Origin of the sequence: Streptomyces sp. NPDC003300, assembly GCF_040610915.1 — a bacterium.
Taxonomy (GTDB): domain Bacteria; phylum Actinomycetota; class Actinomycetes; order Streptomycetales; family Streptomycetaceae; genus Actinacidiphila.
In genome coordinates, this window is record NZ_JBEXNE010000008.1 from 53,600 (window position 1) to 68,403 (window position 14,804).

The 14,804-nt window shown below is 71.1% G+C and carries 10 protein-coding genes; 7 read left to right on the forward strand and 3 right to left on the reverse strand.

What is annotated here, in order from left to right; all coding sequences use genetic code 11:
- Window positions 1-47: 47 nt before the first annotated feature.
- The 4 genes from ABZX65_RS14325 (at window position 48) to ABZX65_RS14340 (ending at window position 5,285) form a co-directional block, all read left to right on the forward strand.
- The gene (locus tag ABZX65_RS14325) at window positions 48-1,883 is read left to right on the forward strand and encodes an IucA/IucC family protein (RefSeq protein ID WP_355338206.1); all 1,836 of its coding nucleotides are present in this window, start codon (window positions 48-50) and stop codon (window positions 1,881-1,883) included.
- Between the two features lie 124 nt (window positions 1,884-2,007).
- Window positions 2,008-2,712 carry a GNAT family N-acetyltransferase gene (locus ABZX65_RS14330; protein ID WP_355338209.1) on the forward strand — a complete coding sequence of 235 codons (705 nt, stop codon included), beginning with the start codon at window positions 2,008-2,010 and terminating at the stop codon, window positions 2,710-2,712.
- Between the two features lie 123 nt (window positions 2,713-2,835).
- On the forward strand, window positions 2,836-4,602 hold the full coding sequence (locus ABZX65_RS14335; RefSeq protein ID WP_355338212.1) for an IucA/IucC family siderophore biosynthesis protein: 1,767 nt from the start codon (window positions 2,836-2,838) through the stop codon (window positions 4,600-4,602).
- 101 nt (window positions 4,603-4,703) lie between these two features.
- Entirely contained in the window at window positions 4,704-5,285 is a 582-nt protein-coding gene (locus tag ABZX65_RS14340) for an FHA domain-containing protein (protein WP_355338215.1), read from the forward strand.
- Here the strand turns inward: ABZX65_RS14340 and ABZX65_RS14345 are convergent.
- Entirely contained in the window at window positions 5,263-6,462 is a 1,200-nt protein-coding gene (locus tag ABZX65_RS14345; protein WP_355338218.1) for a serine/threonine-protein kinase, read from the reverse strand. The genes ABZX65_RS14340 and ABZX65_RS14345 overlap by 23 nt on opposite strands.
- 39 nt (window positions 6,463-6,501) lie before the next feature.
- On the reverse strand, window positions 6,502-7,671 hold the full coding sequence (locus ABZX65_RS14350) for an FHA domain-containing protein (protein ID WP_355338221.1): 1,170 nt from the start codon (window positions 7,669-7,671) through the stop codon (window positions 6,502-6,504).
- 103 nt (window positions 7,672-7,774) lie between these two features.
- Here ABZX65_RS14350 and ABZX65_RS14355 point away from each other — a divergent pair, with 103 nt between their 5' ends.
- Window positions 7,775-9,757: an ATP-dependent DNA helicase gene (locus tag ABZX65_RS14355; RefSeq protein ID WP_355338224.1), complete on the forward strand. Its 1,983-nt coding sequence runs from the start codon at window positions 7,775-7,777 to the stop codon at window positions 9,755-9,757.
- A 186-nt stretch (window positions 9,758-9,943) separates the two neighbouring features.
- Here ABZX65_RS14355 and lexA read toward each other — a convergent pair whose 3' ends face one another.
- Window positions 9,944-10,717: a transcriptional repressor LexA gene (gene lexA / locus ABZX65_RS14360; RefSeq protein ID WP_355338227.1), complete on the reverse strand. Its 774-nt coding sequence runs from the start codon at window positions 10,715-10,717 to the stop codon at window positions 9,944-9,946.
- Between the two features lie 505 nt (window positions 10,718-11,222).
- On the opposite strand from lexA, the gene nrdR reads away from it, so the two are divergent.
- Window positions 11,223-11,735: a transcriptional regulator NrdR gene (nrdR, locus tag ABZX65_RS14365; RefSeq protein WP_355338230.1), complete on the forward strand. Its 513-nt coding sequence runs from the start codon at window positions 11,223-11,225 to the stop codon at window positions 11,733-11,735.
- A gap of 120 nt (window positions 11,736-11,855) precedes the next feature.
- Window positions 11,856-14,753: a vitamin B12-dependent ribonucleotide reductase gene (locus tag ABZX65_RS14370; protein WP_355338233.1), complete on the forward strand. Its 2,898-nt coding sequence runs from the start codon at window positions 11,856-11,858 to the stop codon at window positions 14,751-14,753.
- The last annotated feature ends 51 nt before the right edge of the window (window positions 14,754-14,804 follow it).

The following is a 14,804-nucleotide window of genomic DNA, read 5'->3' on the forward strand; positions in this document are numbered from 1 at the left end:
CGCGAGAAGCCGTGCCGCCGCGCGGTACCGACGAGTGGAGCCCTGGCATGACCGCACCCGTGGACCCCGGCACCCCCATGCCGCCCGGCGCGGCGGTGCCGCTGGCCGCCGCCGTACCGGTGCAGCGACCGCGCGCCGCCGCGGCCGACCAGGATCCGGACCCGTTGGAGCACCCGGACCCGTACCGCGTCGCCGACGCGGCGGGCGCCGAGAATCTGCTGCGCTGCTGGGTCCGCGAGACGGTCCTCACGGAGCCCGCCGACAGCCTGCTGCGGATCTCTCTGCCCGCCAGCGGCACGCAGGCCCAGGCGGTTGTTCTGCACTGGTCGGCCACCGGTCACCACCGCTTCGGACCGGTCCGCCTCACAACCGCCCCGAGCCGCCCGCTGACCGCGGTCGCGCTCGCCGCGCTGCTGGCCCGTGAAGGCGGCGGTGCGGCGGCCGAGGGCGACGACCTGGTGGCGAGGGTGGCCGATTCGGTACGCAGGACCGCCGTATTCGTCAGCGAGCGGCGTGCGCGGCCCGGCAGGCCCGAGCCGGAGCTGCCCTTCCTGGAGTCGGAACAGGCCCTGCTCCTCGGTCACCCGACGCATCCCGCGCCCAAGGCCCGCGAAGGGCTCAGCGAGAGCGAGAGCGCCGCGTACTCGCCCGAGACGCGCGGCTCCTTCGCGCTGCACTGGCTCGCCGTGGACGCCGCCGTCCTCGCCACCGACTCCGCGTGGACCGACCGCGGCCGACCCGTACCGGCCGCCGATTTGCTGACCGCGATGGCCGGGCCAGAACTCGCGTGCCCCGCAGGCACCGCGCCGCTCCCGCTGCACCCCTGGCAGGCGCGCGACATCCTGCACCGGCCCGCCGTCCAGCGGCTGTTGGACGCCGGGCTGCTGCGTGACCTGGGCCCGGTCGGCGACCCGTGGTACGCCACCTCTTCCGTGCGGACCGTCTACCGTCCCGACGCGCCCGCGATGCTCAAGCTCTCCCTGGCGCTGCGCATCACCAACTCCCGCAGGGAGAATCTCCGCAAGGAGCTGAGGCGCGGCACCGAGGTGCACCGGCTGCTGCGCAGCGGGCTCGTCGCGCGCTGGCACGCCGCCCACCCGGGCTTCGACATCGTCCGCGACCCGGCCTGGCTGGGCGTGGACACGCCGGACGGCACACCGGTGCCCGGCCTTGACGTCGTGCTCAGGCACAGCCCGTTCGGCCCCGGCGACCAGGCGCACTGCGTGGCGGGACTCACCTCGCCGCGCCCGTGGCCCGGCGTTCCCGCGCCCGCGCTGCGCTCCCGGCTGGCCATGCTCGTCACCCGCCTCGCGGAGCGCACCGGAAGGCCCGCGACGGCGGTCGCCACCGAGTGGTTCCTGCGCTACCTCGACGCCGTCGTACGGCCGGTGCTGTGGCTCGACGGCGAGGCGGGCATCGCCTTGGAAGCGCATCAGCAGAACACTCTCGTCCTGCTCGACGCCTCCGGCTGGCCCTGCGGCGGGCGCTACCGAGACAACCAGGGGTACTACTTCCGCGAGTCGCACCGCGCGGAGCTGGAACGCCAGCAGCCGGGCATCGGGGCCGACAGCGACACCTTCGTCGCCGACGAGATCGCGGACGAGCGGATCGCCTACTACCTCGGCGTCAACAACGTCCTCGGCCTCATCGGCGCCTTCGGCTCCCAGCGGCTCGCGGACGAGCAGGTGCTGCTCGCCGCGTTCCGCCGCTTCCTGGCCGCCGCCGCGGGAGGCCGCAGCAGCCTTCCCGCCCGGCTGCTGGACGCCCCGGAACTGCGCAGCAAGGCCAATCTGCTGACCAGGCTGCACGGAATGGACGAACTCGTCGGACCGGTCGACACCCAGTCGGTCTACATCACCATGCCCAACCCGCTGACCGTCTGAGCGGACCGTCCGGCCGCGCGCCCGTCCCCGGTCCTCGCCCTCGGACCCGCACCGGATCCCCGCCGGGAACCGGCCCGGATCCCCGACGAGGACCGGACCCCGCTCAGGAGAGGAAGGAGCTCCCGTGACACCCGCCGACTCCAGTACCGAGGACACCCTCGACCTGAAGCTGCCGCCCGAGGTCCTGGCCCTCTTCGCCGCGACGGCGTTCGACGCCGCCGAACCGGACACCGAGGACCCGGCGGGCGCCGCGAGGCCAGGACTCCTCGGCGCGGCCGCCTCCTGGCCGGCCGTCGAGACCCCCGCAGGCTCCTTCCGGCTGGTGCCGGTCCGCGTCGACCGCGACCTGCCGCTGCTCACTCGCTGGATGAACGACCCGGCCGTCGCCGAATTCTGGGAACTGGCCGGCGACGAGCGCGTCACCGAGCGGCACCTGCGCGGCCAGACCGAGGGTGACGGACGCAGCGTGCCCTGCCTCGGCGTGCTGGACGGCACGCCGATGAGCTACTGGGAGATCTACCGCGCCGATCTGGACCCGGTCGCCCGTTTCTATCCGGCCCGGCCGCACGACATCGGCGTCCACCTGCTCATCGGCGGCGTCGCCGACCGGGCACGCGGCCTCGGCGGCACGCTGCTGCGCGCCGTGTGCGACATCGTTCTGGACCACCGCCCCGGCTGCCCACGAGTGATCGCGGAACCCGACCTGCGCAACACTCCCTCCGTCGCCGCCTTCCTCACCGCGGGCTTCCGCCTGTCCGCGGAACTCGAACTGCCCGGCAAGCGGGCGGCCCTCATGATCCGCGACCGTTCGCTGCGCCACCGGCTCTGAGCCCGGCCGGCAACGCCTGCGCCCCGACACCGCGTCCTTCGGGCGCTGCCTCGACGGCGGTTCCCCGAACCCTCCTCACCCCTGCCTTCCAGGTCACCAGGTCCCCACCGCAGGAGCCCCACTGTGCTCACCCCCTCCGTATCCGACTCCGCCGCCTGGCAGCACGCGGCCAGGCGCCTGCTGGCCAAGATGCTCGCCGAGTTCGCGTACGAGGAGGTGATCGTCCCCGAACCGGAGCCCGCCGAGGGCCCGACCGCGTACCGGCTATGGCTCAGCCCGGACGTGACCTACCGCTTCCGCGCCCGGCGCGGCGCGTACGGCAGTTGGTACGTGGACGCGGACAGCGTCACGCCGACCGGTGACCCGCTGCACTTCCTGCTGCACGGCCACGAGAGCGTGCTCGGCCTGAGCGGCGACACCACAGGGCACCTGATCCAGGAACTCCTCGCGACGCTCCGCGCCGACGTGCGGCTCGACAGCACCGCGCTGACGGCGGCCGAACTCGCCGACCTGGACTACGCCGACCTCGAAGGCCACCAGACCGGCCACCCCTGGCTGGTCGCCAACAAGGGACGTATCGGCTTCTCCGCCGCCGACACCGCCCGCTGGGCACCCGAGGCGCGCAAGCCGGAGCGCCTGCCCTGGATCGCCGTACACCGCGACCTCGCCCAATACCGCGGTATCTCCACGCTCGCCACCCCCGATCTCCTCTACGCCGAAGAACTCACCCCCGGCACCCTCGACACCTTCCGGCACACCATCGCCGACCGGAACCGCGACCCCGCCGACTACCTGCTGCTGCCCGTCCACCCCTGGCAGTGGGACCAGGTGATCGCGCCGCTCTTCGCCCCCGCGATCAGCGACGGATCCATCCTCCACCTCACCACTGACAACGACCTGCGGCTGCCCCAGCAGTCGATCCGCACCTTCCTCAACACCAGCCGCCCGCACCGGCGCACCGTCAAGCTCCCGCTGTCCGTCCTCAACACCCTGGTCTGGCGCGGCCTGCCGACCGAACGCACGCTGGCCGCCCCGGCCGTCACCGCCTGGGTGCGGGGACTGCGGGACGCCGACCCCTTCCTGCGGGACGAGACGCGGGTGATCCTGCTCGGCGAGGTCGCCTCCGTCACCGTCGAACACCCGCAGTACGACCGGCTGCCCACCGTCCCGTACCAGTACCGCGAACTGCTCGGCTGCATCTGGCGCGAGCCGCTGGCCGCCCACCTGGAACCGGGAGAGCACGCCCGTACCCTCGCCGCGCTGCTGCACACCGACCCGAACGGGCGATCTTTCACCGCCGAACTCGTCGACCGGTCCGGTCTCGCGCCCCGCGTATGGCTGCGCCACCTCTTCGCGGCGCTGCTACCGCCCCTCCTGCGTTTTCTCTACCAATACGGCACGGTTTTCTCCCCGCACGGCGAGAACACCATCGTGGTCTACGACGAGCACGACATCCCGGTACGCCTCGCGGTGAAGGACTTCGTCGACGACATCAACGTTTCCGCGGACCCACTTCCCGAACACGACGGCATGCCGGACGACGTACGCCAGGTGCTGCTCACCGAACGGCCCGAATTCCTCACCCAGTTCATCCACGCGGGCCTCTTCATCGGGGTCCTGCGCTATCTCGCGCCCCTGTGCGAGGCACAACTGGACGTGCCCGAAGCCGAATTCTGGACCCTGGTGCGGGACGAGATCGTCCGCCACCAAGAGCGCTTTCCCGAACTCAAGGAACGTTTCGCCGCCTTCGACCTCCTTACGCCCCGCATCGACCGGCTCTGCCTCAACCGCAATCGGCTGCACCTCGACGGCTACCGTGACCGGTCGCAGCGCCCGCACGCCGCCGTGCACGGCACGGTCGCCAACCCCCTCCACCTTCCCCGTCCCTGAGGCGCGCCGCGGCCGAGCCGATACGATCCGAGCACGGGGACCTGGTACGGAATCCCGTACGGAACGCGTACGGGAATCACCGCGGAAAGGTGGGGGCGGCCATGCGGGAGGCAGCGGGCGTCGAACCCTGCCCGGAGTGCGGTACGGCCACGCGGCCGGGACAACTGCTCTGCCAGGGCTGCTTCGTGCCCTTCTCGCTGATGGCCGCGGCCCGCGCCGCGCAGACCCCGCCGCAGGGAGCCGCCCCCGAGGCATCCCCGGAACCGACCGCGCTGCTGCCGAGCGCCCACGGCGCCGACTCCGAACACACCCGAGTGATCAACGTGATCCCCGGAGCGCTGCCCCGACCCCTGGAGACGCGCAGGGACGCACCGCCGCGGGCGCTGCGACTGCGGTTCCCCAGCGGCGAGATCGTCGCGGTGGAGCCGGCCAACTCGATCCGGCTCGGCCGCGACCCGAAGCACTGCCCCGCCGTGCCCTTCCTCGCCGCGCACGACAATCTGTCCCGTATCCACGCCATGATCGGCGTCGAGCCCGACGGCTCTGCCTGGATCTCCGACGAGAGCTCCACGAACGGCACCTTCGTCCACGGCTACCGGCTCGCGCCCGGCGAGCGGGCGCCCCTACGCCCCGGCGACACCCTCCGGCTCGCCGCCGACGTCACCGTCCGCGTACTGCTCTGACCTCCGCGTAGGCGGCGATGCAACGGGCCAGCGGGTGCTCGGGGCCCAGCGCCTGCGCGGCGTCGGCCGAGAGCTCCTCGAAGCGGCGGACGACGGCGGTCGTGCCGTTCAGACCCTCCAGGGCCCGCGCCCGGCCGAAAAGCGCCGCAAATGGTGCGGCCTCGTTTTCCGCACCCTGGCGCGCGATGTGCTGGAGCGCCTGCCAGTAGCGCTCGTCCGCGTCGGTGAACCGGTCCGCGGCGAGCAGCCCCTCGGCGTCCTCCAGCAGCGCCCACAGCACATGGCCGGCGCTCCGGGCCAGCACCGTGGGACTGCGCCGTACGGGAGCGGGCCGCATCAGCGCGCGCAGCCGCTCGGCCACCTCCCCGGCGTCGGCGGGCCGGTCGTCCGGCTTCTTGGCGAGCATCCGGTGCACCAGGCGCGCGAGTCCGGCGGGCACCTCGGGGCGCCGCCGCTCGATGGGCTCCGGCGCCTCGTGGACGTGCATGTACGCGTATCCCACGGATGTCCCGGCCGAGAAGGGCGGTCCCTCGGCGAGCATCGCGTACAGCACGCAGCCGAGCGAATAGAGGTCGGACCGTGCGGTCACCTCGGCGCCGCGCGCCTGCTCGGGCGAGAAGTACGGCGGTGAGCCCATGACCGCCCGCGGATCGGTGTACCGCGTGGCGCTGTCGTCGCGGTGCGCCACCAGGCCGAAGTCGCAGATCTTGACGACGCCGTCCGGGAGAAGCATCAGATTCTCCGGCTTGATGTCCCGGTGGACGAGCCCGCGCTCATGCGCGTGCCGCAGCCCGGCGCTGATCTGCGCGCCATAGGCGATGACATCGGCCACCGGCAGTCCGCCGCGGTCCAGCAGCACTTGGCGGAAGTCCGCGCCGCGCAGCAATTCCATGACGATGAACGGCCTGCCCCGGTGCTCGCCCGCGTCATGGACGGTGGCCACATTGGGATGGCTCAGCGCGGCGGCGGCCATCGCCTCCCTGCGGAACCGACCCTGGCGCTCGTCACGCTCGCCGTCGCCCCAATCGGCGCGCAGCGTCAGCACCTTCACCGCGACACGCCGCCCCAGACTCCGGTCGAGAGCCGCGTAGACCTGCCCGTACCCGCCGCCGCCCAGCGACTCCTCCAGGAGGTACCGGTCGCTGAGGACCGTACCGATCCCGATCTCCCCCGACACGTCGTCCTCGTCCCCGCTCGTTCGCCGTCGCGGCCCGGTTCACCCGGGCTCCTGCCCCGGCGGCCACGGTACGGCCATCATGGTGGGACCCGCCGCGTCCGCGCTCACCCGCGGTCCGACGGTACCTTCCGCCGGGTCCTCCTCGAAGACGAACTGACGGCCGCTGGGCAGCAGTTCCAGCCGTTCGTGCAGGACGACGGAATCCCCCTGGCGCAGATGCCACAGCGCGCCGTGCGGCAGCGGCACCAACTCGTCACCAGTGGGGCGGCGGCGCCGCACCCAGGTGCCGTTCGCACTGCGCTCGTCCACCACGCTCAGCCCTGTGCCGTCGTAACTGACCATCACATGGGTACGGCTCACCGACTCGACCTCGGTGTCGTCGATCCAGGCGCCGAGGACGACACCGCCGTCGGCGGGCGCCCGGCCGACCGCGAGCGGCTCGCCCGCCGTCACCATGAAGCGGCCCCGCACCGTCCCGTCCATGACCACCTTCACCTGCGCGCGGGACGGACGGGGACCCGCGTCCGCCAGGGGCAGCCCGTGCGTCGGGCAGAGAACCTGGGATTTCCGGCGGCGGGGGAGCGCGGTGCTCGGCCGGTCGGCGGCGCCGAACAGCGGGCAGTCGGCCTCGGGACAACGCCAGTCACGGCTGAGGACCGCCCGGTGCGCCGACCGGTCCCAGCGCCGGTACACGCCCGCCTCCAGGAGCAGCCCTTCCTCCTCCTTGCGGGAGACCTGCCACTCGGGAGGCACCGGCATGATCCGCGGCCGTACGCCGATCACGCCGTCCGGCTGGAGGAAGGGCCGCAGGAAACGGTCCCGGTTGCCGGGAATCCACGGATAGGCGCGGTGGAAGTCCAGGAAATTGTCCGCGCTGACCACCCGCAGCTCCAGCGCGTCGGCCAGCTCCAGGATGCGGTCGTCCGCCCTCGGCAGGACCTCCAGCAGCCCTTCGAGATACCAGCGGTCCAGGCGCTGCCGCTCCTCGGGCGTCAGACGGCCGTCGGTCAGCAGGGAACGGTCGGTGATCGCGTACACCTGGACGGCGGGATCGCGGGTGAATTCCGCCAGTGCGTCCAGCAGACCCGACAACCGGGCCAGATCCGCCGCCCGTTCCCCGCCGAGCGCCGGTTCACGCACCACATTCGCGACGTCGATCACATATTCCGCGGCGGAGGCATCCAGAGTCAGGCGGCGCTCGAACGGCATGTGTCCAGAAGCTATCACCGCCCGACTTGAACGGTCCGCCGAACGATCCGCGGCACCTGGCGCGGACGGCGATGTCAGTGCGGCCCTCTAGGCTTGCCTCCCTATGACTGCCACGCCCCCACCCGCGCTCACCGACCTGCTGCACGCCGCCGTCACCGCCGTCGGAGGTGTCGAGCGGGCCGGTCAGGTCACCATGGCCCAAGCCGTCGAGGCCGCCGTGGACGACCAGTCCCATCTGCTCGTCCAGGCCGGTACCGGCACCGGAAAATCGCTCGGCTATCTGGTGCCCGCGCTCGCCCACGGCGAGCGCGTGGTGGTGGCCACCGCCACCCTCGCGCTCCAGCGCCAGCTCGTCGAGCGCGACCTGCCGCGCACCGTCGACGCCCTGAAGCCGCTGCTGCGCCGTGAGCCGCAGTACGCGATGCTCAAGGGCCGATCCAACTACCTGTGCCTGCACCGCCTGCACGAGGGCGTGCCGCAGGACGAGGAGGACGGTCTCTTCGACCCCTTCGAGGCCGCCGCGCCGACCAGCAAGCTCGGCCAGGACCTGCTGCGGCTGCGCGACTGGGCCGACGAGACCGAGACCGGCGACCGGGACGGCCTCACCCCCGGCGTCTCCGACCGCGCCTGGAGCCAGGTGTCGGTCACCTCGCGCGAGTGTCTGGGCGCCACCAAGTGCGCCTACGGCGCCGAGTGCTTCGCCGAGGCCGCCCGTGAGCGCGCCAAACTGGCCGACGTGGTGGTCACCAACCACGCGCTGCTGGCGATCGACGCCATCGAGGGCGCCCCGGTGCTGCCGGGCCACGAGGTCCTGATCATCGACGAGGCGCACGAACTGGTCTCCCGCGTCACCGGGGTCGCCACCGGCGAGCTGTCCCCGGGCGCCGTCAACCGCGCGGTCAAGCGGGCGTCCCGGCTGGTCAACGAGAAGGCCGCGGACGCCCTGCTCACCGCCGCCGAGGGCTTCGAGCGCGTGATGGAGTTGGCCCTGCCGGGACGCCTGGAGGAGATCCCCGAGGATCTGGGGTACGTCCTCGCGGCGCTACGCGACGCCTGCCGCCAGGTCATCACCGCCATCGGCGACACCCGCGACAAGTCCGTGCAGGACGAGGACGCGGTCCGCAAGCAGGCACTCGCCGCGGTGGAGCACATCCACGGGGTCAGCGAGCGGCTGGTGCTCGGCTCCGAATTCGACGTGGTGTGGTGCGAGCGGCACGACCGGTACGGGGCCTCGCTGCGGGTCGCCCCCCTGAGCGTGTCCGGGCTGCTGCGCGAGAAGCTCTTCACCGAGCGCTCGGTGGTGCTCACCTCCGCCACCCTCAAGCTGGGCGGCGACTTCAACGGGGTGGCCGCCTCGCTCGGCCTGGCCCCCGAGGGCACCGAGGGCGAGGACGTCCCGCAGTGGAAGGGCATCGACGTCGGCTCGCCCTTCGACTACCGCAAGCAGGGCATCCTCTACGTCGCCAGGCACCTCAACCAGCCGGGCAGGGACAGCAACCGCGAGGACATGCTCGACGAACTCGCCGAGCTGATCGAGGCGGCCGGCGGCCGTACCCTCGGGCTGTTCTCGTCCATGCGCGGCGCCCAGGCCGCCGCGGAGGCCATGCGGGGCCGCCTGGACCACCCGGTGCTGCTCCAGGGCGAGGAGACGCTCGGTGAGCTGATCCGTACGTTCTCGCAGGACGCCAAGACGTGTCTGTTCGGGACGCTCTCGCTGTGGCAGGGCGTCGATGTGCCGGGTGTGAACTGCCAGTTGGTGGTGATGGACCGGATCCCGTTCCCGCGGCCCGACGACCCGCTCATGAGCGCCCGGCAGAAGTCGGTCGAGGAGCACGGCGGCAACGGCTTCATGGCCGTGGCCGCCACCCACGCGGCCCTGCTGATGGCACAGGGCGCGGGACGGCTGATCCGGGCGATGGGCGACCGCGGCGTGGTCGCCGTACTCGATCCACGGCTGGCCAACGCCCGCTACGGCAGCTTCCTGCGGTCCTCGATGCCCGACCTCTGGTACACGACCGACCGCAATCAGGTCCGGCGTTCTCTGGCGGCGATCGACGCGGCGGCGACGGCGGCGGTCGTCGGCTGACAGGACGGGGACAGGACGGGGACAGGGCAGGGACAGGACGGGGAAAGGGCCGACCGGAGCGGGGCTTCAGGCTGGCGGCTGACAGGGGAGTCGTACGGCTCAGTCGACAGGAGGACGGCCGCTCAGCGGGCATGGCGGGGCCCCGGAACCGGCGCAGAGGTCCCGGGGCCCGTTCGTTGGGGTCGGTCAGACCCGGCGGAGCACCGCCACCACTTTGCCGAGGATCGTCGCCTCGTCACCGGGGATGGGCTGGTACGCCGCATTGTGCGGAAGCAGCCACACATGGCCGTTGTCCCGCTTGAAGCGCTTCACCGTGGCTTCGCCGTCCAGCATCGCGGCGACGATGTCCCCGTTCTCCGCGACGGGCTGACGGCGTACCGTCACCCAGTCGCCGTCACAGATCGCCGCCTCGATCATCGAGTCGCCGACCACCTTGAGCACGAACAGCTCGCCGTCGCCGACCAGTTGGCGGGGGAGCGGGAAGACGTCCTCGACCGACTCCTCGGCGAGGATCGGGCCGCCCGCCGCGATCCGGCCGACGAGCGGCACATACGAGGCGGAGGGCTTGCCCGCCGTGTCGGTGGGCTGCGGGTGGCCGCCGTCGGAGCCGCGGACCTCGTACGCGCGGGGACGGTGCGGGTCGCGGCGCAGGAAGCCCTTGCGCTCCAGGGCCATGAGCTGGTGGGCCACCGAGGACGTGCTGGACAGGCCGACGGCCTGGCCGATCTCGCGCATGGACGGCGGATATCCGCGACGCTGCACGGAGTCCCTGATGACCTCGATGACGCGGCGCTGCCGCTCGGTGAGCCCGGAGCTGTCGGCACGAATACCGGGGGGCCGCCCGGGGAGCGATCGTGCGGGCTTCGGGCTGTTGTCTTCGCCTGTCACGTCCAACGGGCCGATCCGATCCTGGGAGCGGTCATGGGCGGTCAATGTGGCGCTGTCTGCGGTGGTGGTCACGGCGGCCCCTTTTCGATGTTCTCCCACCGCATGGACTGCGGCCGGCCCGCTTCGCAGTCGCGGGCAGTTAGTACAACGGTAGTGGGTTTCGAAAGGTTGCGCCAAACACACGTTCGAGTGAATCTGCGTAAATCCGCTGACGTGATCAAGGTATCGGGTGTATCGGTCGAATGGAAGTTCGATTATCCACGGCCTGCCGAGCGTCCCGGGGGCTCCGTGCGGCTCAGTCTGCCACCCGTGCCCCGGCGGCGGGCCGTCACGACACTTCCCCTAGGCTCGCCTCCGGCCGCACGCGCGACACGCGGAGCGACGGTGTTTGCCCGCCGCCCCCAGATCTAGTGGTTGTATATGCACCAGCCACCACCCGTAGTGGTTTCGCGGGGGGCCGGCGGCCGCAAACTCCGCGGGATCGCCTATGCTTGGGACTGCTTCGAGGGGCCGGCAAGGCTCCCCGAAGGCCATTTTGTCGTGCGCTCACCACGGGTGAGGAAGGGAGCCGGGAACCATGCACTGCCCCTTCTGCAAGCACCCCGACAGCCGCGTCGTCGACAGCCGCACCACCGATGACGGCACCTCGATCCGCCGCCGTCGGCAGTGCCCGGACTGCGGTCGCCGTTTCACCACGGTCGAGACCGCGTCACTGATGGTCATCAAGCGCAGCGGAGTGACCGAGCCTTTCAGCCGCAGCAAGGTGATCGCGGGCGTGCGCAAGGCATGCCAGGGCCGCCCCGTCACCGAGGACGCCCTCGCCCAGCTCGGGCAGCGCGTCGAGGAGGCGGTGAGGGCCACCGGCAGCGCCGAGCTGTCGACCCACGACGTGGGACTGGCCATACTCGGTCCGCTTCAGGACCTCGACCTGGTCGCGTTTCTGCGCTTCGCCTCGGTCTACCGGGCGTTCGACTCGCTCGACGACTTCGAGACGGCCATCACGGAGCTGCGCGAGCAGCTGCCACCCACCACTCCCGGCGGGCTCGACGAGGACCTCGGAGTCCCCGCGCCCGCAGTCGCCGCCGACTGAGCGGAACGGCGGGGACCCACAGATTTGCCGGAGCGCCAGGTGCGCCGAGGCGGCAGACATCACCGTGTTGCGGGAAGATCCGCGCACATTAGGGCGTTTTCGCCCGTATAGGGAGGCGGAATGACAGAGACGACGAGTGGCCCGGCACGCGGTTCCCGTACCAAGGGATCCAAGGCGAGCAAGGGTCTGCGCATCGAGCGCATCCACACCACCCCCGGCGTGCATCCGTACGACGAAGTGGTCTGGGAGCACCGTGACGTCGTCATGACCAACTGGCGCGACGGCTCGATCAACTTCGAGCAGCGTGGCGTCGAGTTCCCCGACTCCTGGTCGGTGAACGCGGTCAACATCGTCACCAGCAAGTACTTCCGCGGCGCGGTGGGCAGCCCCAAGCGCGAGAAGAGCCTGAAGCAGCTCATCGACCGAGTGGTGCTCACCTACCGCAAGGCGGGCGAGGACCACGGATACTTCGCCTCCCCCGCGGACGCCGAGATCTTCGAGCACGAGCTGACCTACGCGCTGCTGCACCAGGTGTTCAGCTTCAACTCCCCGGTGTGGTTCAACGTCGGCACCGCTCAGCCCCAGCAGGTCTCCGCCTGCTTCATCCTGTCCGTCGACGACTCCATGGAGTCGATTCTCGACTGGTACAAGGAAGAGGGCATGATCTTCAAGGGCGGCTCCGGCGCCGGCCTGAACCTCTCCCGGATCCGCTCCTCCAAGGAACTCCTCTCCTCCGGCGGCAACGCCTCGGGACCGGTCTCCTTCATGCGCGGCGCGGACGCCTCCGCGGGCACCATCAAGTCGGGCGGCGCCACGCGCCGCGCCGCCAAGATGGTCGTCCTGGACGTCGATCACCCCGACGTCGAGGCGTTCATCGAGACCAAGGTCAAGGAAGAAGAGAAGATCCGCGCCCTGCGCGACGCGGGCTTCGACATGGACCTGGGCGGCGACGACATCACGTCGGTGCAGTACCAGAACGCCAACAACTCCGTCCGTGTGAACGACGAGTTCATGAAGGCGTACGAGTCCGGCTCGAAGTTCGGGCTGCGCGCCCGGATGACCGGTGAGGTCATCGAGGAGGTCGACGCCAAGGCGCTCTTCCGCAAGCTCGCCGAGGCCGCGTGGGCCTGCGCCGACCCGGGCATCCAGTACGACGACACGATCAACCGCTGGCACACCTCGCCGGAGACGGGCCGGATCACCGCCTCGAACCCGTGCAGCGAGTACATGCACCTCGACAACTCGAGCTGCAACCTCGCCTCGCTCAACCTCATGAAGTTCCTGCGCGACGACGGCAAGGGCAACCAGTCCTTCGACGCCGAGAGCTTCGCCAAGGTCGTCGAGCTGGTCATCACCGCGATGGACATCTCCATCTGCTTCGCCGACTTCCCGACCCAGAAGATCGGCGAGACCACCCGAGCCTTCCGCCAGCTCGGCATCGGCTACGCCAACCTCGGCGCGCTGCTGATGGCGACCGGCCACGCGTACGACTCCGACGGCGGTCGCGGCCTCGCCGGCGCCATCACCTCGCTGATGACCGGCACTTCCTACAAGCGCTCCGCCGAACTGGCCTCGGTCGTCGGCGCGTACGAGGGCTACGCCCGCAACGCGGACGCCCACAAGCGCGTCATGAAGCAGCACTCCGACGCCAACGGCGCCGCCACCCGCGTGGACGACCTGGACACCCCCGTCTGGGCCGCGGCCACCGAGGCCTGGCAGGACGTCGTCCGGCTGGGCGAGAAGAACGGTTTCCGTAACGCGCAGGCGTCGGTGCTCGCGCCGACCGGCACCATCGGCCTGATGATGGACTGCGACACCACGGGCGTCGAGCCGGACCTGGCCCTGGTCAAGTTCAAGAAGCTCGTCGGCGGCGGCTCGATGCAGATCGTCAACAACACGGTGCCCGCGGCCCTCAAGCGGCTCGGATACCAGGCCGAGCAGGTCGAGGCGATCGTCGCCCACATCGCCGAGCAGGGCAATGTGATCGACGCCCCCGGTCTGAAGCCCGAGCACTACTCGGTCTTCGACTGCGCCATGGGTGAGCGCGCGATCTCCGCCATGGGTCATGTACGGATGATGGCCGCCGCCCAGCCGTTCCTGTCGGGCGCGATCTCCAAGACGGTCAACCTGCCGGAGACGGCGACCGTCGAAGAGGTCGAGGAGGTCTACTTCGAGGGCTGGAAGCTCGGCCTGAAGGCGCTCGCGATCTACCGCGACAACTGCAAGGTCGGCCAGCCCCTCTCGGCCAAGAAGAAGGACGAGAAGCCGGCCGAGGCCGCCGCCGAGGCGCCCGCCGCAGTCGAGAAGGTCGTCGAGTACCGTCCGGTCCGCAAGCGCCTGCCCAAGGGCCGTCCCGGCATCACCACGTCCTTCACGGTCGGCGGCGCCGAGGGCTACATGACGGCGAACTCCTACCCGGACGACGGCCTCGGCGAGGTCTTCCTCAAGATGTCCAAGCAGGGCTCCACCCTCGCGGGCATGATGGACGCCTTCTCCATCGCCGTCTCGGTGGGCATGCAGTACGGCGTCCCGCTGGAGACCTACGTCTCGAAGTTCACCAACATGCGCTTCGAGCCCGCCGGTCTCACCGACGACCCGGACGTACGGATGGCGCAGTCGATCGTCGACTACATCTTCCGCCGCCTGGCGCTGGACTTCCTGCCCTTCGAGACCCGCTCCGCGCTGGGCATCCACTCCGCGCCCGAGCGGCAGCGCCACCTGGACACCGGATCCTACGAGGCCGCCGAGGAAGAGGTCGACGTCGAGGGCCTGGCGCAGTCCGCGCCGCGCGAGGTCCGCGAGGCAGAACCCCGTAAGCCGCTGGCCGTGGCCAAGCCCGAAGCGGGCGCGGCGGCGGTACCGGCGCCCAAGGAAGCGCACAACTCCACGGAACTGCTGGAGATCCAGCTCGGCCTCAACGCCGACGCGCCGCTGTGCTTCTCCTGCGGCACCAAGATGCGCCGCGCGGGGAGCTGCTACCTGTGCGAGGGCTGCGGATCGACGAGCGGTTGTAGCTGACATCCGGGCGCGGCCCGTTTGTTGAACTGACTGGTCAGGGCGGTGGCACCG

Coding starts and splice junctions, on each gene's coding strand:
- ABZX65_RS14325 (WP_355338206.1), top strand. CDS start 48: ATGACCGCACCCGTGGACCCCGGCACCCCCATGCCGCCCGGCGCGGCG.
- ABZX65_RS14370 (WP_355338233.1), top strand. CDS start 11,856: ATGACAGAGACGACGAGTGGCCCGGCACGCGGTTCCCGTACCAAGGGA.
- ABZX65_RS14340 (WP_355338215.1), top strand. CDS start 4,704: ATGCGGGAGGCAGCGGGCGTCGAACCCTGCCCGGAGTGCGGTACGGCC.
- nrdR (WP_355338230.1), top strand. CDS start 11,223: ATGCACTGCCCCTTCTGCAAGCACCCCGACAGCCGCGTCGTCGACAGC.
- ABZX65_RS14355 (WP_355338224.1), top strand. CDS start 7,775: ATGACTGCCACGCCCCCACCCGCGCTCACCGACCTGCTGCACGCCGCC.
- ABZX65_RS14350 (WP_355338221.1), bottom strand. CDS start 7,671: ATGCCGTTCGAGCGCCGCCTGACTCTGGATGCCTCCGCCGCGGAATAT.